Here is a 23,467-nt window from a genome sequence, read left to right on the forward strand (position 1 = left end):
ACTGTGATCAGGCTCGCCGGGCTGAACACCGTCACCCGCACCGTGATCCTTTTGGAGGTATGCATGCGTGGTACGACTCGCGTGTTCGCCATGACCGCCGCCCTCGCCCTGGGGCTGACCGCCTGCGGCGTCGGAGGGGCGGCCGAAGGCGGGAAACCGGTCGAGCAGTCCGTTTCCAAACCCACGGAGAAACCGACCGAGAAGCCCGGTGGGCCCGTCACCCTGAAGTACTGGACCTTCTCCCCGCCCGAGGCCGGGCTGAAGGCGGCGCTCGCCACCTTCGAGGAGGCGAATCCCGGCATCAAGGTCGACCTGCGCACCTTCGACGAGGCCGGCTACCACAAGCGGCTGTCCAAGGCACTCGACGACGACCGGGCGGACAGGGCACTCGACGTCGTCGGCATCCACATCCCGACCATGACCGGCGCGGTCAAGGACCGGCTCCGCCCGGTCGCGGACTGGAAGGACAAGGTCAGCGGCGACCTGCTCGGGGAACTCGACCCGGCCGTGGTCAAGCAGACGGAACAGGCCGCCAAGGACGGCAAGCTCTACTCGGTCCCGATGGGATCCACCGCCGGCGCGGTCATGTACTACGACGCGGCTCTGCTGTCCGAGCTCGGGGAGTCGTTCCCCACGACGATCGCCGATCTCGAATCCATCGTCATGCGGGTCAAGAAGGAGATCCCCGACCTCCAGCCGATCGTCTTCTCCGGCGAGCCGCGCCGGCAGGAGGAACTGCTGTTCACCATCGCGGGCCAGACCCACCCGACCCTCTCCGACGACCTGCTGGCCGGCCGGAGGTCATGGAAGAGCGCCGAGATGGTCTCGGCCCTGACCGCCTATGAGTCGATGTTCGACAGGGGCATGCTGGCGAGGTCCATGCTGGCCCTCAGGGGCGACGGCCCGGCCGAACTCTTCCGCTCCGGCAAGGCGCTGTTCCTGGTGGACGGCTCAGGTCAGAGCTCGATGCTGTCCACGTCCTATCGCAAAACCGGCAGGGTCTCCGTCAAGAGGATCGGAGCAGGCCCCTTCCCCACTGTCCTGCCGGACGCCAGGCCGGCCGCCCGCAGTACGGCCGAGGTGGGCCTGGCCGTCCCCAGGAATTCCAGGTACGTGGCCGAGGCGGCCACGCTGATCGAATTCCTGACCGTGGGCGACGGCGTCTCCAGCTGGGCCGGGGATCTGACCATGGCCCCCGCGGCTGCGGACTTCAAGGTGGAGTCGTCGGTCTTCGCCACCCAGGAGGGTAAGGACGGCTACGCCGCGCTCCAGGAACTCATCCGGGGTGGCGGCTCGCTGAACGTCCCCGACGAGGTGTTCCTGGAGCGCGCGGAGGGCGATGTGATCCTCGACGTCGCCCGCGGCAGGCTCACCCCGGAGAAGGCGGCGGACCGCCTGCAGGAGGAGTGGTCACGCAGCCGGTGACGGCTCCAGGTGCGGCCTCCACGGGCCGGAACGTGCGGCGGTAGGCCAACGGCGAGACGCCGACGACCACCTGCAGGTGCTGGCGGAGCGAGGCCGCGGTGCCGAACCCGGCCCGCAGGGCGATGCCGTCCACCGGCAGGTCGCTGCTCTCCAGGAGCCGGCGGGCCAGATCCACCCGCTGCAGGATGAGCCACTGCCCGGGGCTGAGGCCCACCTCGTCGCGGAAGCGCCGGGTGAAGGTACGGCGGCTCATCCGGGCGTGGGCGGCCAGTTCGCTGAGAGGGAGCGGTTTGTGCAGCCGGTCCAACGCCCAGGCCCTGGTCGCCGCGGTCGTCGTGGCGGTCGGCGCGGGAAGCGGGCGCTCGATGAACTGGGCTTGGCCGCCGTCGCGCCACGGCGGCACGACGCATCGCCTGGCCACCCGGTTGGCCACCTCGGTGCCGTGGTCGCGCCGGACGATGTGCAGGCAGAGGTCTATCCCCGCGGCCACTCCGGCGGAGGTGAGCACATCCCCGTCGTCCACGAACAGTACGTCCGGGTTGACCCTGACCCGGGGGAACAGCTTCTGGAAGTGCTCGGTGTGGCTCCAGTGGGTGGTCGCGGGACGGTCGTCGAGCAGTCCGGCCGCCGCGAGCACGTAGGCGGCGGTGCAGATCGAGACCAGGCGGGTGCCCGGCCGGACGAGCGCGATCGCGTCGGCCACGGGCCTGGTGAGCCGCCCCTCGGTGGAGGCGGAGCCGAGCGCGTGGGTGGCGGGGATCACCACGGTGTCCGCGCCGGCCAGGACCTCGGCCCCGTGGTCCACCGTGATCGAGAAGTCGGCGTCGGTGCGCACCGGGGCGCCGTCGACGGTGCAGGTGAGCACCTCGTAGAGCCGCTCGCCCTCGGGGCTCCTGGCGATACCGAAGATGCGCGGCGGGATGCCCAGCTCGAAGGGGATCACACCGTCCAAGGCGAACACGACGACCCTGTGCATGGCCTGATTCTCACATATGGCGGATGCGGGCCATCCTCACCGGGACCGCGGTGACCGGCAGCGAAGTTCACGGCACGTCAGGCGCCGGTGCACGAGTCGTGGGTCGCGTCGAACCCCTTCAGGCTCTCGTTGTCGTTGCGGGGAAGCGGCTTCAGGCCCTTCCAGTCGTCACCGATCGTCAGGATGAGCCTTCCCGTGGTCGCCCGGGAGACGGGCCTGGGGGTGGAGACGCTCAGGTCGCGGCTGAGGGTGGGCGCCTTGGCGGTGCCGTTCGGCGAGTAGGCGATCGTGGTCGCCGGGTACGGCTTGTGCGGAGCGCCGCCGATCCTGGCGACGTGGTAGCCCCGCTCCTCCAGTTGGACCGCCACTCCGGTGGCCAGCCCGGACCGCATGGTTCCGTTGCGCACCTCTACCTGGATCTTCGATCGGGGCACCCTGGACTGACCGCCCCTGACTCCGGAGCCGGCGATCGCCCGATCCGTCGCGACGATACGGAACAGCTTGCCGCTCTGTGGCTCGACCCACTCCACCCGGCCCGGATGGACCAGCGAGTAGCGCCACGGGGTGGTGATGAAGTGGATCTGTCCGGCGGCGAGCCCCTCGGCGCTGGTGGCCAGGTCCTTCATGACGCCGGGGGTGAGGCCGGGGTCGGTGGTGACCGACTTCGTCGCCGCGTCCAGGAAGCCGAACAGCCGGGCCGGGTCGGTGAGCGTCTCACCGCTCATGACCTTCTTGACCATGGAGGCGATGAACATCTGCTGGCGCTGGATGCGCCCGATGTCCGATCCGTCGCCCAGGCTGTAGCGGGCCCGTACGTAGCCCAGGGCCTGCTCGCCTCCGAGGTTCTGGCGCCCGGCGGCCAGGTGGAGCAGGGCCTTCTTGTCGTCGATCGCCTCGGGCACACAGACCTCCACGCCACCGACCGCGTCGACCATGTCCTTGAAGCCGGTGAAGTCGACCTTCACGAAGTGGTCGATGTGGATACCGGTGAGCGATTCGACGGTCTTCCAGGTACAGGTGATGCCGCCGGAGTTGAACGACTCGTTGATCATTCCCAGGTGCGGCTGTTGCCCTGGCAGTCCCTGCCTGGCCCGGCAGGCGGGGAGCTGGACCATCGAGTCGCGCGGGAAACTGATGACCATCGCGTTGTCCCGCTTCGGCGAGATGTGCGCGAGCATGATGGTGTCGGTCCGCTCGCCCGCCACCCGGCCGTACCTCGCGTTCTTGCCGTTTCGCTGGTCCGAGCCGACGATCAGGACGTTCATCGCACTGGTCGCCACCTTGGCCGGTCGGCGTCCGAGGTCCTCCGCGGCGACCTCGACGTGCTTGACGTTGCCGGTCAGCTTGACGTACGCGCCGGCCACGGTCCCGCCCGCCACGAGCAGCACGGCGGTGACGGCGGCCACCAGCCACCACAGCCACCTGCGGCCAGGGCGGAACGAGCGCCGGCCGGGTGGAACCGGCGGCGGCTCGGGGAACGCGCCGATCACTTCGTTGCTCACCTGACTCCCGGGAGGAAGGGCCACGGCGTGCGCCCGTGACCGAGGAGCCGTATTCCGGCCGTCGCCGAGTGTACTGATCTTCCGGTGCGGTGAGATCCTTTACGCGGCATATCCCGTATAGGGGTTCATGTCCTGTTACGATCCGCCGGTGATTATCCGTGACGGGCATCTCGGCGACGTACCGGCTGTCCTGGCGATGTTCGACAGCGCGGTGGCCTGGCTGACCTCCCAGGGACGCATCGGTCAGTGGGGCAGCGAACCGTTCTCGACTGACGCGGCCCGCGTGGAGAGTGTCACCTCATGGGCGACCTCCGGCGGGATGCGCGTCGCCGAACTCGACGGCCGGCCCGCGGGATGCCTGGTCGTGGGCTCCGCGATGCCCTACGTCACCCCCGCCTCCGAGCCCGAGCTGTACGTCCGGGGGCTGGTCATCGACCAGCGGTTCCATGGTCGCGGGGTCGGCTCGGCCCTGCTGGAGCGGGCCAGGGCCGAGGCCGTCGAGCGGGAGGTCGCGCTGCTGCGGGTGGACTGCTACGGGGGCGACGACGGCCGCCTGGTGGCGTACTACGAGAGCCAGGGCTTCACCAGGACCGAGAGTTTCAGGGTCGGCGACTGGCCCGGCCAGATCCTGGAGATGAGGCTCCCCTCCGCGAGGGGCTGAACGGCCCGCGACAGGCGAGGCGGTCCGGTGGTGGTACGCGCGGGCATGTCACGCGGGCGAAATTTCGGTACGAGAGGATCGACCGGAGATCTACCAGTATTTGGGGGATTTGTGGTTGGCGCTCTCGATCATCGCTACCGCGGTGAGCATCCAACGCGTACGCTCGCCTATCTCTTCCGGGAGGACCGCCTCAGGCTGCTCGTGGCGGTCTTCGCCTTCCTCCTCAAGCACAGCCCCACCTGGCTGCTGCCACTGATCACGGCCAATGTCGTCGACATCGTGGTCGGTCACGGCCCGATCGCGCACCTGTGGGTCAACGCGGGCGTGCTGCTCGTCCTGCTGCTCCTCAACTATCCCTTCCACCTGCTCTACGTCCGCTGCCTGCACGGAGCCATCCGCCGGATGGGGACGGACCTGCGTTCCGCGCTCTGCCGTCGCATGCAGCAGCTCTCCATCGGCTACCACTCGCGGGTCAGCGCCGCCGTACTCCAGACCAAGGTCATCCGGGACGTCGAGAGCGTGGAGCAGACCAGCCAGCAGGCGGCGGACATGGGCCTGTCCGCGCTCACCATGCTGGCCGGGGGCCTGGTGGTGATCGCCGTGCGGGTGCCCGCCGCGATGCCGGTCTTCCTGGTGGTCGTACCCGCCGCCGCGCTGCTCGTGATGCGGATGCGCACCCGGCTGCGCGACGACAACGAGAGCTTCCGCCGCGAGGTCGAGCAACTGTCCACCCGGGTCAGCGAGATGACCACGCTCATCCCGATCACCCGCGCGCACGGTCTGGAACAGGACGCCCTGCACCGCGTCGACGGCACGCTGACCAAGGTGCTGCGCAAGGGGCTCCGGCTCGACCTGCTCAACGGCAGCTTCGGCGCGCTGGCCTGGATCCTGCTCAACACGCTCGGTGTCGTCTTCCTCGCCGGCTCCGCGCTCGTCGCCTACTACCAGGTCATCCCCATCACCGCGGGCGACGTGGTCATGCTCACCACCTTCTTCGCCACCCTCACCTCCGCCGTCACCTCCCTGCTCAGCCTCACCCCGGTGATCAGCAAGGGGCTGGCATCCGTACGGTCCATCGGCGAGGTGCTCCAGGCGCCCGACCTGGAGCACAACGCGGGCAAGGAGCAGGTCGCCTCCGTCGGCGGCGAGATCGAGTTCCGTGACGTCGAGTTCTCCTACGGCGAGGACGCCGCGGTCACCGGCTTCAACCTCACGGTGGCCCCCGGAGAGACGATCGCGCTGGTCGGCCCCTCGGGGGCGGGCAAGTCGACGGTGCTCAACCTCGTCATCGGCTTCGTGCGGCCCACCTCCGGCCGGATCCTGCTGGACGGGCGTGACATGGAGACGCTGGACCTGCGGACCTACCGCAGGTTCCTGTCCGTCGTACCGCAGGAGTCGATCCTGTTCGAGGGCAGCATCAGGGAGAACGTCACCTACGGCATGGCCGGCGTCCCCTCCGACAGGGTGCGGCGGGCGCTCCAGGACGCCAACGCGCTGGAGTTCATCGACCGGCTCCCCGCCGGCCTCGACACGGTCGTCGGAGAGCGGGGCGCCCGTCTGTCGGGCGGCCAGCGCCAGCGTCTGGCCATCGCCCGCGCCCTGATCCGCGACCCACGCGTGCTGATCCTGGACGAGGCCACCTCCGCCCTGGACGCCCGCTCGGAGGCGCTCGTCCAGGAGGCGCTGACCCGCCTGGTCGCCGGGCGCACGGTCCTTGTCGTCGCTCACCGGCTGTCGACCATCCGCGGCGCCGACCGCATCGTGGTCATGCGCGAAGGCGGGATCCAGGAGATGGGAACCCACGACGAGCTGATGCGGTTGCGCGGTGCCTACGCCGGGCTGCAGGGCGCCCGGCTCGCCTGAGCGCCTTCCGGCCGTCCGTTTCCCGCGGACCAGCCGGTCCCGGAGCGGTCCGTCCGGGAACGTGAGGAGGGTGCGGGACTCATGTCCCGCACCCTCCTGCCCTACCGAGGTGGGGTCAGCCCGCGGCACCCGTCCCGGACGGGTAGATGCGGAGCCAGTCCACCTCCATCCACGCCTCTCCCGAGCTGCCCTGGCCCGGGAACCAGTCCAGCTGCAGGCAGACCGACATCGAACTGCGGGTGGCGTTGCCGGAGCGGAACCACTCCTGCCCGTCGATGTAGCCGACGACGCTGTTGGGGGTGATCTCCACGGCGTAGGTGTGCCAGGTGGTCATGTCGATGTTGGCGTGGGCCTGCTCCTGTCCCTGCGGGGTGTGCAGGAAGAAGTTCGGCCGCTGCCTGTTCGGATCGTCGATGACCTCCAGGAAGTCCACCTCCTCGCCGGTGGAGCTCTGCACGTTGCCGCCGCCGTCCTTCGGCCACAGCAGGGCGACGGGGTGGTACGACCCGGCGCCCGGATACAGGCGGATGCGGGTCTCCCAGCGCCCGTAGGCCTGGGCGTGACGGGCGGCCAGCCCGGCCGTGGTCCCGTCCTCACGGCCGTACAGGTAGAGCGCCCCGTTGCCGAGGTAGAGCTGCTGCGGAGAGCGGCGACCGTTACCCGCGTGCCCGGCCGAGTCGTAGAACACCCAGTCGGACTCGTTGAGGTAGTCGTCGAACTCCGCGCACCAGGACGGCGTCCCCCAGTTGAGGGCTTGCGCGGCGCTGGCCTCGCCGGTCGTGGCGGGGGCGCAGGGCGCCGCGGAGACCACCTCTCCCTGGGCCGCGCTGAGGGTGCTCACTGCCAGCGCGGCCACCATGCTGAGTACGGCCACCCGCACGTGGGATCTGGTGATCATGGTTACTCCTCCCAGGATCTGGCGCAGAGCTTGGAGGGACTGAAGCTCCAGCAGCCGACGGCCGTTGGGCTGGGGGCCGCCACCCTCATCGGGCTGAACAGCGGCTGGGCGGGCTGGGCGGGCGGTGCGAACACCCAGCGCGGCGCGTTCGACACCGACGACCCCTGCTCCGAGGCCGGCAGGGCGTCAGGAGACTCCGCGGTACGGCTTCGCCAGGGCGCGAGGCTCCAGCACGAGGCGATGTCGGCGGGGTCGCACGCCTCCGAGGCGGAGCGCTTGAACGAGGGCGGCGGCACGGCGGTCTGCGGGGAGGCCTCCGTCTGGGGCTGGTTGTCGCGGACCCACTCGCTCAGCAGGGTGGGCTCGTAGAGGCCGGTCTGCGTGGGGGCGGGCTGTGGCGTGTGCGGCGGCTGACTCGGCGTGCCGGTGCGCGGTGGCGTGGCGGGGGTGGTGGGGATGGGGGTGGCGGGCTGGCTCGCCGAGGGCTTCGGCGGGTTCGGCGTCGGCTTCGGGAGCGTCGGCTTGGGGAGCGTCGGCTTCGGGAGTGTCGGCTTGGGGAGTGTCGGCTTGGGGAGTGTCGGAAGCGGGAGCGTCGGCTTCGGGAGCGTCGGCTTCGTGGGACTGGGTGTGCCGGCCGGGGTGGTGGCCGTCCCGCTCGGCTTCGGCGCGGGGGTCCCGGCAGTGCCGGAGGGGGCCGGCGTCGCGGGCGGCGGGTTCGGCGCGGTGGCCGACGGCTTGGTGCTCCCGGGGGGGTTGGTGGGCTTCGGGGCCGTCGTCGGCGCGGTGGTGCGCTTGGTGGTGTTCGCGGGTGGTTCCTCGGTCGGACGCGTCCTGGGGGGCGCCGGCTCCGTTGTTACGGTGGTCCCGGTCCGCGTGGGTTGCCGAGCCGCCGAGGACTGGCGGCTCATCGTGGACTCCTCGGTGGGGGCGTCCTCCTGCGGGGCGGGCGCGGCGTTCCGCGTACCGGGGCGGTTGCGGGTCGTCGGCGCGGACTCCTCGGTCTCGACGGTGGAGCGCCTGGGTTCCTGGGGGTCGGCGGTGGAGCGCCTGGGTTCCTGGGGGTCGGCGGTGGAGCGCCTGGGCTCTTCCGTCGGCTTCTCCTGGGTGACCCGGGATTCCCTGGTCTGGGTGGACGGGGAGCTCTCACTCGGGGCGGAGGGGATCACGATCTGTGAGGCGGCCTCCTGTCTGGGGAGCGCCTCCTGCATCGGGGCCGAGGTGGTGCTCACGCCGGGATCCGCCGCGGCGGCCCACGGCTGGGCGATGATCGCGCTTGTCGTCGCGGATACCGCGGCTAACAGGAGGCCGGAGAGTAAGGTGCCTCGCCGGGACGAGCTACGTGGGGGCATTTATGGCTCTTCCTGGGTCTATGGGGTGGATTTCGGGCCGGAGATGGGCTTCCAGCCGGCGGTGGTGAATTCGGGGGTGCCCGGCAGTGCGACCGGCGGTACGGAGGTCGCCAGGGGGTCGGGGACGTTGACCCAGTCGCCCTGGTCCGTGCCGCGCATGCCGGGCTGCCAGCGCATGAGCAGGCTGATGGCGTACGAGTTGGAGAAGGTCGGTTCGGTGTCCCCGACGCCCCTGGTGGCGGTCACCTGGACCAGGACCGAGACCTGCATCTGATCCTGGCCGCGAGGTTTCCACTGGACGCCGACCGTCCGTGTCCGCATGGCGGCGCCGTCGGGTAGCGCCCCGTCCTTGGGAAGGCCGAGGATCTCGCGCCATCCGGCGACGGCCTCGCGGGCGCCGGCCCGTGCCGCGTCGTGCTGCTCGGGTGCCGCGTACAGCAGCGCCGCCTGCTCGGCCTGTGCGGCGTCCAGGGTCCACGCCGCCTCCAGCGCGGCGGCGGCGGCCGAGATCGCGCCCACCTCGTTGCGGGGGAATCCGACGGGGTAGCCGGCCGCGCCCTCGTAACCGGAGGGTGGGGCAAGCACGACGGTCTCCCCGGCGTTCCCGATGGTCGCGGAGGCGTTCACGGTCTCGGCCTCGGGTCGTAGGAGCTGCCATGCCGCGACCGCCAGCAGGATCGCCCCCACGATCGAGACGACCACGATGACCATCCGGCGCCGGGCGCTCGGCGGCGGGCCCAGATCCCAGTTCAGCGCGGGATCGTCGGCGACAGGGCGCACTAGTGGCTCCGATCGGTGCGCTGGTTGAACGTCTGCCCGGCCGCCGCGGCCAGGCGCAGGTAGGCGCCCCGGGTCGTGGGCCGCAGGCGGACCAGGTCAACCTCGGCACCCTCCTTGAGGTGCGGGTCGTAGGGGATGCGGATCACCGCGCGGCAGCGGGAGGTGAAGTGGCGCTCCAGCAGGTCCAGGTCCACGTCGGACTTGGCCTCCACGGCGTTCAGCACGACGATGGCGTTCCTGACCAGGTCGGCGTGGCCGTGGGCGGTCAGCCAGTCCAGCGTCGCGGCGGCGGAGCTCGCCCCGTCCACCGCGACCAGGCTGACCAGCACGATCTGGTCGGCCAGCTCCAGCGTCGCGCCCATGGCCCCGTGCAGCAGGCCGGTACCGCAGTCGGTGATGCAGATGGAGTAGTAACGCTCGATGAGGCCGGCGACGGTGCGGTAGTCCTCGGCGTTGAAGGCCTCGCTCACGGCCGGATCGGTGTCGGAGGCGAGGACCTCAAGCCGGGCGGGGGACTGCGAGGTGAAGGCGCGCGCGTCGGCGTAGCGCAGGATGTGCGGGGCCTCGGCCAGCATGGTGCGGATGGTCGCGGCCGTCTCGGACTTGACCTTGAGGCCCAGGGTCCCGCGGTCGGGGTTGGCGTCGATCGCGATCACCCGGTCGCCGCGCAGGGAGGCCAGGGTGTTGCCGAGGGCGACGGTCGTCGTGGTCTTGCCCACCCCGCCCTTGAGACTCATGACCGCGATCCGGTGGTGCCCGCTCGCGACGGGGGTCTGTGCGTGCGCCATCAGCGTGCGCCGTTCCAGCTCCGCCGCCGACTCCGCGGGGATGAAGCGCCTGCCGGAGAGTTGCCAGACGAGGCGGCGCCATCCTCCGGCGGGCTCAGGACGGCGGTTGGTGAGCAGGTGTTCCGCGGTGAGCGGGACCGTTTCGTGGAACTGCTCGGCTGGAGCGGGCGGCGATGCCTGGATGTGGGGGGAGATATCCGTCATTGCCAAGGTCCTTTCGCAGAGAGCGATCGTGGGGAAGGGATACGGGGCTGTCAGCAGGTCCGCCAGCGCACCGTCGTAGTGATCGAGTCGTCGAGGCCGTGAACGGTCAGCGGGGCGGTGACGGAGGCGGGGGCACCACACCAGTTGCGGATCCGGTGGGCCCGCAGGTTGATCACCTGCGTGACCCCTTCCCGCAACGTGCCGTCGGAAGGGCTCACGGCCAGGCCGGGAGCCGATATCCGCCACTTCAACGGCTCTCCCGAGAGGGTGAGGAGCATGCTCCCCTGGCCGAACTCGTCCAGCGTCACCACGGGCGGGACCCGCAGGCGAGAGGCGAGTCCGTCTCGTCGCGCCGGCGCGCCCGCGGTGGGGGGAGTCTGGGTGCTCTGGCTGGTGGACGCCTGCAGCGACCTCGCCGGCTCCTTCGACTCGATCGCGGGGCCGAGAAGGTTCATTCCGGTCAGGGTGCCGGCCGTGCCCGCCACGACGATGATGACGATCTTGATCGTCATGTTCCTGATCCGGGTACCGGCCCAGCTGAGCGCCTCCAGCACGCGGATCCCCATCTCGATCCGCTCCTCGCCGGGGCGGTCGTCGGGCTCGGTGTGGAAACGCAGTGCGGGAACCTGGGCGTCGTCGCGCATCTCGACGGACGCCTGCCCCGCGATGACGACGGGCTCGGCTCTGGCGACGGGTTGAGCGGCGGGCGGCGCCTGCCTGGGGATGGTGCCGGTGATCTCCTCGCTCTGGGCGAGGACCTCGCGCGCCCATGCCTGGGTGAGCAGGGCGTCGTACAGCGGGGTGTCGTGCCCGGGTACGGGGGGTGCGGACGGTGGGCGGACGGGCCGGGTCCTGCGGGGCGGCAGGGCGGGCAGCGGGGGCAGGCCGGAGGGATCGGAGGTGCCCGCCACCGGTCCGCCCGCCGGTGGTGTGACCGGCGGGGCCGCATTCGCCGCCCCTGTGCCTGTTGACGTCGTGGCGGGTGGTTTCGCCGGTGGCTTCGAGGCCACCGGCGGATAGGGAGGCGTGCCGACCCTGGGCGTCGGCAGTGCCACGGCCGGCGGTACCGGAGCGGCGGGGACGCCGCTCCCGGCCGGAGGAGCGGGGAGGACGGAGGGCCGGCTCTTGGCGGGAGGTGCGGGTGGGACCTCCTCCGGAGGCAGCGAGTCCGTGAGCCGCTGTCGTTCCTCGGCGGAGAGCGGCGCGACCGGCGGGTGAGAGATCATCTGTGGGACCGTGTAGCGGATGTTGATCGGCCGCGTGCACACGGAACACCTGATCATGTGGGAGAGCAGGGCCGCCCGGGCGTCGTCGGGATCGATGGCGGAGGACGCCTGCCCACCGGGCCTGCCGGTGGGGAAGACGCCGGGAAAGACCGTCTCCACCAGCGGGGCGAGTTCCGGGCAGGTACGCCGCCCGTTGGCGAGCGCGTCCAGCCCGCTCACCAGGGTCTCGATCAGATCCTGGGTACGGGTGGCGAGCCTGCCGATCTCGTCGGCGGGCATCCCCAGCACGTGGGGGAGATCCTCCATGCCGAGCGCGTGGCGGTACATCAACCTGAGCGTCTCCGTGCCCAGAGGGTCGACGATCGTCCACACCCGTTCGATCAGCAGGGCATCGGGCATGCCGGGTCCCGAACCCGGCACGTACCGCTCCCGGTGGACGGTGGAGGTGCGGCAGTCACGTCGTACCGCGGCCAGCAACCGTCCCCGGACCGTGACGCCTTCGGGGGCGGCCTCGGTCCGGCCGGCCGCCAGCGCGGCGACGACCGCCGCGCGTGCCCGGCCGGATTCGAGGTGGGAGGCGGCGTAGTCCATCAGGTGCGCGCCGTGCTCGCGCACCCAGGCCGCCCCCTGGCCGGGGCCGGGCGCGAAACGCCCGGTTCCGGTGGGTGTGCTCATTGGCCGTCGTATTCGACCGGGTCCGGCTCGGCCGGGCCTTGGTCGGGCTGGAAGGAGGAGGTCCGGTCCCGGTCGTTCTCGCCGCGACCCCACTGCGAGGGGGCGCCGTCTCCCGCTCCCGGCTGAGCCGGGCTCAACCGGCCGGGATCGGGCTGTGCGGGAACCTGCCGGCCCTGGTCGGCCTGCTCGGGCTGGGCCTGGCCTGGGTCGGGAAGGCTCTGGCCGGGCACCGGCCGGGGAAGCGGCACGGGAGCGGGGTCGGTCACCACGAGTTCCAGGTTCCGCTGGGGCAGGCCGGTGAACTTGGTCCAGTTGCTGACCTCACCGGGTGCGGGCTCCGCGTAGAGCCAGCGGATGAACGCGGGCCACAGGCACGAGTCGCGGGGGATCGTCGGGCCGCTCTGGGTCGGGCTCGGGCCCTGGGACGTGCTCAGCGCCTGCAGTTCCTCGGTGGTGTAGTTGCGGCACGGCGGCGTACCCGGCGGGGCGATGTTGAGATCCCACACGCCGTTCTCGTCCGTGTAGCGCATGCCCCTGTCCAGCCCGAGGGCCTCGTAGGCTCGCCGCAGGAGCTCGGGGTCCTCGAAGACCGGCAGCGAGACGCCGTTCTGGCCGCCGGGGAGTTGCGGCGTGGCCGGCATGAGCACGGTTCCGTCGGGACCCTGCGACGCGTTCTCGCCGGGAACGGCGGACGGCTGCGGCTGCGGCTGGACAGGCTTCAGACTGCCACCGGGTGCTGTCGGTGTCACCGCTCTCGGCGATGCCGAGGGCTGTGTCCTCGGCGAAGGCGCACCCGCGTCGTCCGTCGGTCTGGTCGCGGGTGGCACGACGACGGGCGCCGTGGAAGGCCTGACATCGCCGGAGGGCACGATCGGCTGGCCCGTGCCCGACCGGATCGCCGGCCGCAGGGTGCCCGTCGGCCGGGCGTGCGGTGCCGTCTCCCCGGGTTGGGAGGTGCGGTTGCCGCCGGGGGGTTGAGGTTGTGACTTGTTGTCGCCGGTGGGCTGTGGCTGGGAGGTGCGGTTGCCGCCGGGAGGCTGGGGTCGTGACTTGTTGTCGCCGGTGGGCTGCGGTTGGGAGGTGCGGTTGCCGCCGGGAGGCTGGGAGGGCTTGTTCCCGCCGGGAGACTGGGGCTGCGATGACGGCGAGGGTCCCGAGGACTTCGTCCTGCCTGTCTCAGGGGTCGGCTTGGGCGGCGAGACCACCTCGATCTTCTTCTCCGCGGGGCGTTCGATGACGCTGCCGCTCTCGTTCTCGCTCTGCGAGATGTTCCCGCTGATCTTCTCCGTCGGCGTCGGCGCCGGAGGGGCCGGGGGCTTGACGGGCTGGGGGTTCGCCACCGGTGGTGGAGCCGGGGGTTGCACCGGCCCCGGGTTGGGGGCGGGCTGCACCGGCGCCGAGGTGGCCTTGGGGGCCGGGGCGCTCGTCTTGGGAGTCGAGGGTTTCGTCTCCGTGGTCGTCTTGGGCGGTGGCGGGGTCGGCGTGCTCTTGGGGTTGCCGGGCCGCTGTGCGAGCGGGGCCGCGGCGGCGGCCAGGGCCAGGACCGGGAGGGCGACGCAGCCTTCCCCCGATGCCTCGACCGCGTGCCCGTCGGTGGTGGTGGTCAGGCAGACCCGCGGGTCCGCGGAGTCGCCGCGGCGGGCACCGCCCGCGATGGTGCTGCCCGCGTCGGCACCGGAGAGCGGGACCGGTCGGTCACCGCCGGAAGACGCACTCGATGACCAGGCGTCGGCCTGGTCATCGAGGAGATACGTGCCCGCGGCCAGCCGCATCACCTGCCCCCCACCGGGGTCGGAGCGGACGGCGATGACGGTCCCCAGCCCGGCGCCGGCGCTGAAGACGCCGATCGCGACACTCGCAGTGAGCACCGTCGCGCGCGATGGCTTACGTGAGGGTGTCATTATGAATGTTCCTTTTCTTCCGGTGAAACGTCAGTCGCCGTGGCTTTCCAGGACGTCGCTCCACTCGCCCAGCACGCGAGCGGGCTCGTTCGAGCCGGCGGGGGGGACATATGTCACATACATGCGTCCGTATGTGGCGCTCACCGAGTGGGCGAAGGCCTTACCGCGGGTGCGGACGGCGGCCGAGCCCTTCAGCCTGACCGTCGCGCCCTCCCGCTCCGCTTCGCGGACCTCGGTGGATCGGGCTCCGTACCAGACCAGGGCGCCCCCGTCACTGGTCCTGAGCGCGCGTACCGGTCCCTCAAGCCGGTACGACAGCGTGAGCTTCCAGTCGGCCTGTCTCAGCTGCGCCCGCTCCTGCTGCCAGAACAGTGCGGCCTCGCTGGTCCACGGCCCCTCGTCGAACTGTGCGTCGACCTCGGCGTTCTCCAGGCTCGCCAGGTGTGCGCGGGCGATCTGGCGAGGGGTCGCGCTCAGTCCGGTGGCGTTCTCCGGCAGGCTCGTCGCGTAGCCTTCCGCGTCGGTCGCTATCTTGGGGAACCGCGCCGGGGTGGCACGCGTGTCGGCGGCCGAGGCGACGAGCCGCCAGCCACCGGGTGCCGAACTCATCACGTCGACGACCCGGGCGACACCGGGTTCGTACGAGACCGCCACGAACCAGTCGGCGGTGCCGTTCACATGGCGCGGGATCCACATCTGCGGGTTGGGCCATATCCCCGAGGCCAGCGACTTCTTCTCCATCTCGGCGGTCTTGAAGCCGGCCCGCGTCATCTCCAGCGCGAGCCCGTGCTCCAGCTTCGCCATGGCGGCCTGGTCCTTCCTGCTCTGGGCGGCCGACAGTCCTCGCTGGTAGCGGCCGTGGATGCCGTACGCCTCCTTGACGGTGAGCTGGGGCGGACGGGACGCGGCCGGCGAGTCGGTACCGGGCGAAGGGGTTTCCGTCTCCGTCCGGGGTTTCTCCGTACGGGACTTCTCCGTGGGGGGTTTCTCCGTACGGGTCGCCTCGGGGCGAGGAGAGGACCTGCCGCTCTTCGCGGGTTTCGGGGTCGAGCCAGGGGTGGGAGATGAGAAGGACGGCGTCGGTGAGGGCGAGGGCGAGGAAACGGCCTTCTCCCAGCCGGCGTCCGAGGAGTCGGGGGTGGGGTTCGCCGCGAGGGACGGACCGGAGGGCTCTCTGGTCGCGAGCCAGAACGCGGAGGCGGCGATGATCGCTAAAACCGCCGTGAACAGAATGACCTTCCGCCAATCGAATGACGGGAGGCGTTCGGGATGCCAGTCGGATCCCTGTTCGGAATCATGCCTGGAGGAAGCACTGCCACGGCCAGAGGACCCAGCCTGTCCATCTGGGAAATCTGATGCACGCCATGACATAGGTCCAAATATTAGACTGACCGTGATCTATTGGGAAGGTAAAGGGCTTAGTAATTGCTACTTATGGCTATTTGATTATAAATAACACTTAAGTCGATATATGGACTGTCCGAAACGTGGACCGCCCTCACCTGCTGGCATCCTGTCGATGGACCGTACCAGTAGTTCTCTAGAGATGTGCCCTCATCTCTGGGTTTCGGGTGACCTTCCGTGCCCCTTGGTGAACTGCCCTTTTTCCTGGGCAAACCTGTCGTTCACCTTCCGTTGGGCTTTCCGGTCTCCGGTCCGGCGTCCCGCAGGGGGCAAGTGATCGCGAAAACCTTTCACACTCCAGATTGATACAATCTCCATAACAACTTGATATGAATGCGTTTCCCGGGTTCGGCTGTTCGGCCTCGGACCCCGTTCCGGGAATTGGAGCTCCGTCTTTTCCGCGCCCGCCGGGGACAACGGTCTCCCGCCTCGGGAGGGGCGCCCCGAACGGCCCGCCGGGCACGCGATCGGCCCGGGGCGATCGCGGGTGAACGGGCCCGGTGCCGACGCGAAACGCCCCGTCCGGGCGGGGGGCGTCGTCTACTCCGACTCGATGAGTTCCACCAGAACCGCGTCCACCCCGAGGTACTCCCATTCCGGGATCATCAGCAGCGAGTCGACCACCACCCGGTGAGTTCCTCGGGCCCTGGCCTCCGTGACCAGGTGCTCGCGCCGGGCCGGATAGGAGACCCTCTCCGGATGGTGCCGGGCGACCTCGCCGAACGCTTTGCCGACCTCGGTCGGGGAGCTGTCACAGGACGCCGTTGGCCAGGTCAGCCGGGGGTGGTCCGGCCGCCCCGGCCGAAGCCCGTCTCGTGGTTCCACAGGTGGGTGCATGCCGGGCACTGCAGGTGCAGCAGGCTTCCGGTGTTGCCGATGAGGTAGCGCCAGTGCTCCCCGCAGTTGCGGCCGCCGAGGCAGTCGTCGCAGTCGAGGTGGTCCTGGCAGCCGGGGCAGGGCAGCCACGCCCTGCGCCCGAAGTCGGCGTGCGGGTCAAGCGGCACGGCCGGGCTCCCTCGGGGGAAGCACGCCGGCGGCCACGAGCATGTCGTAGATCTCCTGCTGTCGGCTGTCGAGGCCGGAGTAGAGGAGGTCGTACGCCTCCTCCTCGGCCCGCATCACCCCCGGAGGGTCCCAGTCCGGCTCCAGCGCCGCCATGACGGCGGCGCGGCGGCGAGTCTCCTCAAGGGTGAGGTCGATCTCGAAGTCGACATACGGTCTGGTGCTGTCCTGACTCATGACATGGCTTCCGGGTCTGCTGGTGAACGTGTCGGAGGAGCCGTCGGGGAAGGGGGCGGCATCGGGGACATGGCCTGGGTGGGCCGCTCTTCGCGATCGGCCGCATGCGCCGCGGGAGGGACTCCTCCTGGAGAGATCCTTGTCCAGTATATACCTATATATCCTTTATATCGCCTTTAATGATATTTCGAATGATGCATGGCGGCCGGGCCGCGAGCGCCGCCTGATGCCCGGCGGCCGGGGCGAGGAGACCGGGGGCCGAGGGCGGAATCCGGATGACCGGGTATGGAGCAGCCGAGAACAACTACGGCTCGGGGGCTGCCATGACCACATACACCCTGTCGATCGTCGAAGGCGACACCGGCGGTCTCCCGTCGGGCCAGGACCTCTTTTCGCCCGACTGCCCGGTCAACTTCAGCGACCTCGGGCCGTACGCCCTGATGTGGCTGACCGAGCACGGTTACCGGGAGCAGGGCAGGCGGGTCCTGGTCACCCCTGCGGGCCGGCATCCCGAGGGGGTCCACGTGATCGCCTCCCACGACGTGGACCTCTGACCCCTGTCGGATCACGTCTCCCCGGGCGCCGCCGGGAGTCGTACCCGATCACGGTCGGTCGGCCCGGTGGAATCGGACCCCGCGCGGCCCGCGGCGCTCCACCGGGCGGCACCGGTGTTCCGCGCCCGGCGGGGAAGCCCGGAGAGGAGCCGCGATGCCCGGGTGCGACGGGCGGGTAGTCCGGTTGCGCGCGGGGTCTGGTCATCGACCTGGCCAAAGCGGTGCCCGCGGTCCCGCACCGGGTAAGGACCCCGGTGAGCCGTCCGAGGCGGCGCTCGCCGCAGGGCCGCCCGGCGGGACCCGGGCGTCCTTGGTCTCTCGTCCGGTGATCGGAGAGCACCTGAGCAGGCGGTGACAGCGCGGCGTGGCATCCAGGGCAGGGATGATTTCCGGCTGACAATCCATATGTGACTGGACATTCCAGGAGATTATTTCTCCAGCTCGGCGGGGTCGCCGTGGCCGGAGCGATGATCCCGGCGCACACCGGGCGTGCGGTGAACCCGGTGAACGACCACTTCGCCCCGCTACGCCGCCGCTGGCGGGAGGCGTCGGCGGGGTCGGGATTCGACCCGGCGGCCGAGCCGTACCGAACCCGGCTGGCGAGGCTGGGGAAGACGGCCGCCGGGTACCGCGACACGATGGCGCCCACCGGCGCCTCGCTCTGGCCGGGGCTGGCGTTCCCCTCCTTCACCGACACTCCGGCGCGGTTGCGGACCATGGCCCGCGGGTATGCGCTGCCGGGCACCGGGCTGACCGGCGACGCGAACCTGGCCGTCGCCGTCGCAGAAGGCATCGACCACTACCGGCGGCGGGTGTACGCCGCGGGCGCCGACCCGGCGGGCAACTGGTGGAACTGGCAGATCGGCGTTCCCAGAAAGCTCCTCGACGCGGCTGTGCTGATCGGTCCGCACCTGACAGACCCACGAAGCGGGGCGCTTCAGGAGGCGGTGGACCACTTTCTCCCCGAGTGCCGGCTGGACGACTACGAGGGCACCAGCACCGGGGCCAACCGGGTGGACCTGTGCACGGTGATGCTGCTCCGCGCCATCCTCGGCTCCGACTCCGGAAAGGCCACGCTGGCCGCCTCCGCGCTCTCCCCGGTCTTCCGCTACGTCTTCGAGGGCGACGGGCTCTATCGGGACGGCTCGTTCGTCCAGCACACGTCCGTCCCCTACCAGGGCGGGTACGGGGTGGTGCTGCTGTCCGGGCTCGCCACACTGTTCGCGGTGCTGCGCGGCTCGCCATGGGAGATCACCGATCCGAACAGGCAGGTCGTCTTCGACGGTGTCGAGAGGTCGTTCGCGCCGTTCGTCCACGACGGCTTCTGCATGGACCTGGTCAGCGGCCGGGGGATCGGCAGGGAACCGTACGGCGACCACCGCAGGGGACGCGACATCGCCGCGGCGATCCTGCTGCTGGGGGAGGCGGCCTCCGCCGCCGAGCGGGTCCGCTGGCAGGGCATGGTCAAGGGATGGGCGCTGCGCGACACCTCCAGACCCATGCTCGACGCGGCAGAGCGGAGCGACCTGGGGTTCCACGCCCGCCTCGCCGCGGTCCTGGACGACGCCGCGATCCCGGCGGCCGAGGAACCACCCGGACACCGGCTGCCGGCGATGAGTGCCCGAGCCGTCCACCGCAGGCCGGCCTGGTGCGCGGGGCTCAGCATGGCCTCGTACCGGATCGGCCACTACGAGCACGGCAACGGCGAGAACCGGCGCGGCTGGCACACCGGATCGGGGATGCTCTACTGGTGGGGCGAGGGGCACGGCGACCAGTACTCGGACTCGTTCTGGTCCACCGTCGACCCCTACCGCCTGCCGGGCACGACCGTCTCCACCAGGCGGCTGGCCGACGGCGCCGGTAACGCCTGGGGCGACACCTGCCCGCCTGCCCGCTGGGTGGGCGGTGCCACCGACGGCACCTACGCGACGGTCGGCCAGCACCTGAACGGGTTCGAGAGCACGATGGAGGCTTTCAAGTCGTGGTTCTTCCTCGACGACGCGGTGCTCTGCCTGGGGGCCGGGATCACCAGCGAGGACGGAGTGGCGGTCGAGACCGTCGTGGACAACCGCAGGACCGGCGCGCCCCTCACCGTGGACGGCCGGGAGGGCTGGGCGCATCTGGCCGGGCACGGTGGCTACGTCCTGCCCTGTCCCACCCGGCTGCGCACGCTGCGCGAGGAACGCACCGCGGGCCAGGTGACCCGGAGCTACGTGACGCTCTGGCTGGACCACGGCGTCGACCCGGACTCGGCCGGTTACGTCTACCTTCTCCTGCCGGGTGCGAGCCGGGCGGAGACCCGGGCCCGGGCCGCCGACCCCGGCTGGGCGCGGGTGCTCGCCAACACCGCCAGGCAGCAGGGCGTCCGGGTCCCGTCTCTCGGAATCACCGCGGTCAACTTCTGGAACGACGGAGCCGCCGGCGCCCTGACCGCCTCCGCTCCGTGCGCGGTCCTGGTCAGGGAGCGCGGTGACGGTACGGCCACGCTGACCGTGTCGGATCCCCGGCGCGACCTGGACGAACTGATCGTGACCTGGGACCGGCCGGTGGCCGAGGTGCTCGGCGAACACCCGCTCCTGACGAGCGCCACGACCGGCGCGAGCCTCACCCTCGCCTTCGGCCGACTGGCGGACCGGGGCGGCGGCTCGAAGACGGTCACCGTGCGACTCGGCCGGTCAGGTGGCACGGGCGTACCCGAGCGAGCCCGCGGAGCCATATGACGCAGTCGTTCTGCCGTCGGCGGACCGGACGTCTTGTCGGGATACCGGATGGTCGCGCGGGCCGGGTACCGTCCCGCCCCGCGACTTGACGCCTTCCGGATCGCTGAAACAAGTTTCTGTTACTCAGAGTGATTGACACATCACTTTCCATTACCTGATGATGGCCGGTGTCGATGGTGCCGTAGAGGCTCCGCTGGGGCGCCAGGATCTTTCGGGATGTGCTCTGAGGCAATCCATGAGGGGTGAATGAAGCTGTTCAGTGCCGTTCCGGTCTCGGCGACCGCCGTTCTCACCAGGGCGGGACCGGATGGGACCGCCGGAAAATGGCGTCGTCTTCTCTCGCCGTCGGTTTCGAAGGGAATCGACGAAGTCGCCGACGACTCCCGCCGATCCACCTGACTCTTTTATCGCCGGCCTTCGCAAGGCGGTGGTCCGAAGCCTGATGCGGTACGGGTTTGATGAGGTTTTCTCGGTGGCGTCGAAACCATTCGCCCGAGGACTCCGCCGAACGCCTGACATGAATCTGGATGGCCGAGCAAGCATATTTCGGAGATATGTGACAGGCACCCCGGAAAGGCGCTGATGCGGCATGTTACATACTTTCATTCTTGGCATGGGCAGGGCTGGAGAAGGGCTGCATCTACCGGCGTTGTCCCGGGTGCGCGCCGCGATCCCGGACCTGCTCGCCCCCGGGCGGGTCGTCGTCCACGACCCGTTCCGGCCTCCCCCCGATGTCGCCGGCGTGGTCGCGGTCGACACCCTGGAGGAGGCGGCCGGGCACACTCCACCCCACCGCACCGTGGTCCATCTGTGCACCCCGCCGCATATTCGCTCGGGCGTGCTGGAGCGGCTGGCCGAGCTCGGCTACCGCAAGATCATCATCGAGAAGCCGCTGGCCCTGGACCTGATGGGCCTGGCGGCCATCGCACGCACGAGGCGACGCTGGGGTCTGGACATCACCGTCGCCACCCACTGGCTGCACAGCTCGCTGACCCGCCGCCTGCGCGCGGCGGTGGACTCGGAGGAGTTCGGCAGGCTGCGCGGCATCCGTGTGGTGCAGAACAAGCCCCGGTTCACCCGCAGCGCGGCGGTCCCCGGCCACCCCACCGCCTTCGACGTCGAGATGCCGCACGCGCTCGCCGTGGTGCTCACCCTGGCCGGCGGTGCCCGGATCGCCGGTGCCTCCTGGACGGACATGGTGACCGACCGACTCAGGTTGCCCCGCCTGGGCCGCGCCAGGCTCCGGTTGGACCACCATTCCGGCGTGCGCACCGAGATCGACTCGGACCTGACCTCGCCCGTGCGCGAGCGCCGTATCACCCTGGACTTCGAGGGGGCGACCCTCATCGGTCACTATCCGTGCAGCGACGCGGACCACACCGCCCAGCTCCGGGTGGTGATCGAGGGCCGAGAACAGATCTGCTCGGCGTTCGCAGACGACGCCCTGTCCGCCTTCGTCCGCAGCACCTACACGCGCTACGCCCGGTTTCCCTCCGCGCCGGGGACGCTGCCGGTGCAGATCGACGCCGTCCGGCTGCTCAACGAGGCCAAGGATCTGTGCGCCGCGCACGAGCCGGACACCGCCCAGCACGAGGAGGCCCGGCGTGTCCACGGCGTCCGCTGAGCACACGCCCGTTCCAGCCGGCGGACGACCGCCGAGCGGAGTCGTGCCGGCGGGGATCGGCGACGAGGCGGCCCCCGACCTGCCCGGCCAGCTCGCCGCTCTGGACGAGTTGGGCTGGAGGCACCTGGAGCTGCGCACCATCGGCGGCCTCCCCATCGCGAGGCTGGACGAGGCCACTTTCGCCCACTCGGCGGAGCGCATCCGGGCGGCCGGTGTCACCGTGGTCTGCGTCGCCTCCAAGATCGGTGACTGGTCCCGACCCGTGACCGGCGACTTCGCCCTCGACCTGGCCGAACTGGACGTCCTTGCCCGACGCTGCGCCGTTCTGGGAACCCGCCTGGTGCGTGTCATGTCCTACCCCTCGGGTGGTCTGCCCGAGGCCGAATGGGGCCGTCGTGCCCGTCGGCGGCTGCGTGAGCTGGCGCGGCGCGCCGAGGACGCCGGGCTGCTGCTGGCGCACGAGAACTGCGCGGGCTGGGCGGGCGATCGCGCCGAACGAATGCTGGACCTGGTGACCGGCGTCGGCAGCCCGGCGCTGCGGCTGCTGTTCGACGTCGGCAACGGCGTCGCGTATGGATACCCGTCAGCACCGATGCTGGCCGCCGTCGTCCAGCACGTGGTGCACGTGCACGTCAAGGACGCGGTGACCGGTCCGGAGGGCAGGGTCGGCTTCGTCCCGCCGGGTACCGGTGAGGCCCAGGTCGCGAAATGCCTTCGCCTGCTGCTCGCCCACGGCTACACCGGGGCGCTCTCCATCGAGCCGCACCTGCACCTGCGCCCGCACCTCGCCGCGGCGAGCGCCGACGCGACGCCCGGTGACCCCGGCCGTGGCGACCACGCCGCATTCGTGGCGTACGGGCGTACGCTGGAACGGCTTGTGGCCCAGGTGACGGCAACGGCCGGAGAGCTCCGATGACCGCTCCGCCCGCCCGTGCCGTGCCCCCGATCCCGCTCACCCCAGCCGACCGCGACCTGCTGCTGCGGCTGCTGCGGCTGCCCACCGCCGGTCCGCTGGAGACCGGCCCGGAGGCGCCGGCGCCCAGGCTGCGCGAGGCGCAGGCCGACTATCTCCGCGCCGCCGCCGCGATCGGCTTTCGCGCCGTACGCCACGCACCCGCCGAGAGGGCCGAACTCGACCGTCCCGATGTCCCGGCACCCGTGCGCGCGGCGCTGGACACCCCCGCTTTCCTCGAACACCAGCCCAGCCTGGTGCTGCTGCTGGGGCCCGCCCTGCCGGTCGCCCGCACCGTGATGTTCAACGTGCACCTGGACACCGTCGCCGGATGGCAGCCCGTCCGCTTCGACGGTGAGTGCTTCTACGGTCGCGGCGCGATCGACGCCAAGGGGCCCGCGGTGGCGCTGCTCGCCGGGGTGCGCGCCGCGCGGGCGCTGCGCCCCGCCATCGGCCGTGACATCGGGATTCTGATCCAGGCCGTGGCGGGGGAGGAGGGTGGTGCCATGGGCGTCTTCGGCACCAGGCCGTTGGTGGAGCGCGGCCACACCGGGCGGCTGAACGTCTTCTGCGAGCCCACCCGGCTGAGATTCCTGCCGCGCGGTACGGCGGCGATGACCGCACGGGTGGTCGTCGACGGGCTGGAGGTCAGCACACGGCCAGCGTAGGGGGGACGGCCCGCTCACCGTTACGCCCCTGGTCCGCCCCGGCCGGTTTCCCTCCGGC

The 23,467-nt window shown here is 70.8% G+C and carries 20 protein-coding genes; 8 read left to right on the forward strand and 12 right to left on the reverse strand.

What is annotated here, in order from left to right:
- Positions 1–63: 63 nt before the first annotated feature.
- The gene (locus AB0J58_RS21305; RefSeq protein ID WP_364218013.1) at positions 64–1,425 is read left to right on the forward strand and encodes an extracellular solute-binding protein; all 1,362 of its coding nucleotides are present in this window, start codon (positions 64–66) and stop codon (positions 1,423–1,425) included.
- On the opposite strand, the gene AB0J58_RS21310 is transcribed toward AB0J58_RS21305, so the two are convergent.
- Together AB0J58_RS21310 and AB0J58_RS21315 are read right to left on the reverse strand one after the other, a co-directional pair.
- Positions 1,370–2,401, reverse strand: a complete 1,032-nt coding sequence (locus tag AB0J58_RS21310) for a helix-turn-helix domain-containing protein (protein ID WP_364218015.1) — start codon at positions 2,399–2,401, stop codon at positions 1,370–1,372. The genes AB0J58_RS21305 and AB0J58_RS21310 overlap by 56 nt on opposite strands.
- 77 nt (positions 2,402–2,478) lie before the next feature.
- Positions 2,479–3,903, reverse strand: a complete 1,425-nt coding sequence (locus AB0J58_RS21315; protein WP_364218017.1) for an LCP family protein — start codon at positions 3,901–3,903, stop codon at positions 2,479–2,481.
- A gap of 148 nt (positions 3,904–4,051) precedes the next feature.
- Between AB0J58_RS21315 and AB0J58_RS21320 the strand changes: the two genes are divergently transcribed.
- Positions 4,052–4,564: a GNAT family N-acetyltransferase gene (locus tag AB0J58_RS21320; RefSeq protein ID WP_364218019.1), complete on the forward strand. Its 513-nt coding sequence runs from the start codon at positions 4,052–4,054 to the stop codon at positions 4,562–4,564.
- Positions 4,565–4,675: 111 nt separating this feature from the next.
- Entirely contained in the window at positions 4,676–6,427 is a 1,752-nt protein-coding gene (locus AB0J58_RS21325) for an ABC transporter ATP-binding protein (protein ID WP_364218021.1), read from the forward strand.
- 115 nt (positions 6,428–6,542) lie between these two features.
- Here the strand turns inward: AB0J58_RS21325 and AB0J58_RS21330 are convergent, their stop codons facing one another.
- From AB0J58_RS21330 to AB0J58_RS21375, 10 genes are all read right to left on the reverse strand, one after another.
- Positions 6,543–7,325: a glycoside hydrolase family 16 protein gene (locus tag AB0J58_RS21330; protein ID WP_343971579.1), complete on the reverse strand. Its 783-nt coding sequence runs from the start codon at positions 7,323–7,325 to the stop codon at positions 6,543–6,545.
- A 2-nt stretch (positions 7,326–7,327) separates the two neighbouring features.
- Positions 7,328–8,554 carry a hypothetical protein gene (locus AB0J58_RS21335; RefSeq protein WP_364218023.1) on the reverse strand — a complete coding sequence of 409 codons (1,227 nt, stop codon included), beginning with the start codon at positions 8,552–8,554 and terminating at the stop codon, positions 7,328–7,330.
- A gap of 138 nt (positions 8,555–8,692) precedes the next feature.
- Positions 8,693–9,454: a hypothetical protein gene (locus AB0J58_RS21340; RefSeq protein WP_364218025.1), complete on the reverse strand. Its 762-nt coding sequence runs from the start codon at positions 9,452–9,454 to the stop codon at positions 8,693–8,695.
- Entirely contained in the window at positions 9,454–10,446 is a 993-nt protein-coding gene (locus tag AB0J58_RS21345; RefSeq protein WP_364218027.1) for a MinD/ParA family protein, read from the reverse strand. The genes AB0J58_RS21340 and AB0J58_RS21345 overlap by 1 nt, the downstream gene beginning before the upstream one ends.
- Before the next feature lie 50 nt (positions 10,447–10,496).
- Positions 10,497–12,347, reverse strand: a complete 1,851-nt coding sequence (locus tag AB0J58_RS21350) for a hypothetical protein (protein ID WP_364218029.1) — start codon at positions 12,345–12,347, stop codon at positions 10,497–10,499.
- A complete protein-coding gene (locus tag AB0J58_RS21355) occupies positions 12,344–14,215 on the reverse strand; it encodes a hypothetical protein (RefSeq protein WP_364218031.1) in 1,872 nt (623 codons plus the stop codon). The genes AB0J58_RS21350 and AB0J58_RS21355 overlap by 4 nt, the downstream gene beginning before the upstream one ends.
- 63 nt (positions 14,216–14,278) lie before the next feature.
- Complete coding sequence (locus tag AB0J58_RS21360; RefSeq protein WP_343971561.1) at positions 14,279–15,052, reverse strand: hypothetical protein; 774 nt, start codon at positions 15,050–15,052, stop codon at positions 14,279–14,281.
- Between the two features lie 1,140 nt (positions 15,053–16,192).
- Entirely contained in the window at positions 16,193–16,477 is a 285-nt protein-coding gene (locus AB0J58_RS21365) for a DUF2795 domain-containing protein (protein WP_364218033.1), read from the reverse strand.
- Entirely contained in the window at positions 16,426–16,656 is a 231-nt protein-coding gene (locus tag AB0J58_RS21370; RefSeq protein WP_364218035.1) for a hypothetical protein, read from the reverse strand. The genes AB0J58_RS21365 and AB0J58_RS21370 overlap by 52 nt, the downstream gene beginning before the upstream one ends.
- Positions 16,646–16,891 carry a DUF6400 family protein gene (locus AB0J58_RS21375; RefSeq protein WP_364218037.1) on the reverse strand — a complete coding sequence of 82 codons (246 nt, stop codon included), beginning with the start codon at positions 16,889–16,891 and terminating at the stop codon, positions 16,646–16,648. Before AB0J58_RS21375 ends, AB0J58_RS21370 begins: the two co-directional genes overlap by 11 nt.
- 323 nt (positions 16,892–17,214) lie before the next feature.
- On the opposite strand from AB0J58_RS21375, the gene AB0J58_RS21380 reads away from it, so the two are divergent.
- The 5 genes from AB0J58_RS21380 (at position 17,215) to AB0J58_RS21400 (ending at position 23,409) form a co-directional block, all read left to right on the forward strand.
- Positions 17,215–17,445 carry a hypothetical protein gene (locus tag AB0J58_RS21380; RefSeq protein ID WP_364218039.1) on the forward strand — a complete coding sequence of 77 codons (231 nt, stop codon included), beginning with the start codon at positions 17,215–17,217 and terminating at the stop codon, positions 17,443–17,445.
- 455 nt (positions 17,446–17,900) lie between these two features.
- On the forward strand, positions 17,901–20,165 hold the full coding sequence (locus AB0J58_RS21385) for a polysaccharide lyase 8 family protein (protein ID WP_364218041.1): 2,265 nt from the start codon (positions 17,901–17,903) through the stop codon (positions 20,163–20,165).
- 613 nt (positions 20,166–20,778) lie between these two features.
- Positions 20,779–21,789: an oxidoreductase gene (locus AB0J58_RS21390; RefSeq protein WP_364218043.1), complete on the forward strand. Its 1,011-nt coding sequence runs from the start codon at positions 20,779–20,781 to the stop codon at positions 21,787–21,789.
- Entirely contained in the window at positions 21,770–22,705 is a 936-nt protein-coding gene (locus AB0J58_RS21395; protein ID WP_364218045.1) for a TIM barrel protein, read from the forward strand. Before AB0J58_RS21390 ends, AB0J58_RS21395 begins: the two co-directional genes overlap by 20 nt.
- A complete protein-coding gene (locus AB0J58_RS21400) occupies positions 22,702–23,409 on the forward strand; it encodes a M20/M25/M40 family metallo-hydrolase (protein ID WP_364218047.1) in 708 nt (235 codons plus the stop codon). The genes AB0J58_RS21395 and AB0J58_RS21400 overlap by 4 nt, the downstream gene beginning before the upstream one ends.
- The last annotated feature ends 58 nt before the right edge of the window (positions 23,410–23,467 follow it).

The sequence above is a fragment of the Streptosporangium sp. NPDC049644 genome, assembly GCF_040675205.1.
Lineage (GTDB): Bacteria > Actinomycetota > Actinomycetes > Streptosporangiales > Streptosporangiaceae > Streptosporangium > Streptosporangium fukuiense.